The sequence below is a fragment of the Alkalibacterium sp. m-11 genome (assembly GCF_054658155.1).
This window is the reverse complement of sequence record NZ_BAAGIR010000305.1, coordinates 1-746: the sequence shown is the minus strand read 5'-3', so window position 1 is coordinate 746 and position 746 is coordinate 1. Positions and strand designations below refer to the sequence as shown.

The following is a 746-nucleotide window of genomic DNA, read 5'->3' as shown; positions in this document are numbered from 1 at the left end:
AACTGGCGCTTTTGTAGGCATTGATGAATTTGGACAATTCTGTGTTAGGGTGAGCTTTGAACAGGATATGAATGTGGTCTCTATCTTCATTCCATTCGATGAGAGTGATGTTGTAGTTTGTACTAATGCTTAGAAACATATCTTTGGCGTAATCTGAAACAGGGGGCGTGATGACTTTTCTTCGATACTTTATAACTAAGACAAGGTGGTAATACATCGAGAATACTGAATGATTGTTGTTGTCCAATTCCATTGATATCACTTCCTTTCTGTTGGTTACCACTGAATATAGTATACAACAAAAAGGACAGATTAACCACTTCAAGCTATCGCTTGACCGAAATTCATCTCCCACTTTCACCGGTGCTTCGCACCCATACGCTTAGAAGTGGGAGACTTCTTTCGGAATTACGTTAAAGTGTTTGAGTGAGGGGCAAAAGGCCTGACCGCATAAGTTAAAAAAGTGGAGTGATAGAGAAACTGTCCATCCTTATCATATGACCTCTAAAAAAAGACTGGTATGATGGGGATAGACCATTTCATCTTCATTCCAGAAAAAAATAAATAGTCATATGAGGGTGATACTAATTTATCCTTTGACTATCATTCATGATTCATTTCTATGTGTAAAATTAATGTCGGAAGAGGGGAAATTCGACCTAGACAAAAAGAAAGAAGACCCTTAATCTAGAGATAACGACAACGCTAGAGAAAGAGGTCTTCTTATGAATCAAATTATATCAGAA

The 746-nt window shown here is 37.5% G+C and carries 1 protein-coding gene; it reads right to left on the bottom strand.

Annotation, left to right across the window (positions count from 1 at the left end; all coding sequences use genetic code 11):
• Positions 1 to 253 (bottom strand): IS200/IS605 family transposase (tnpA, locus tag ACYQ2O_RS12530; RefSeq protein WP_459796745.1); only part of this gene is annotated, 253 nt, incomplete at its 3' end.
• Between the last annotated feature and the right edge of the window lie 493 nt (positions 254 to 746).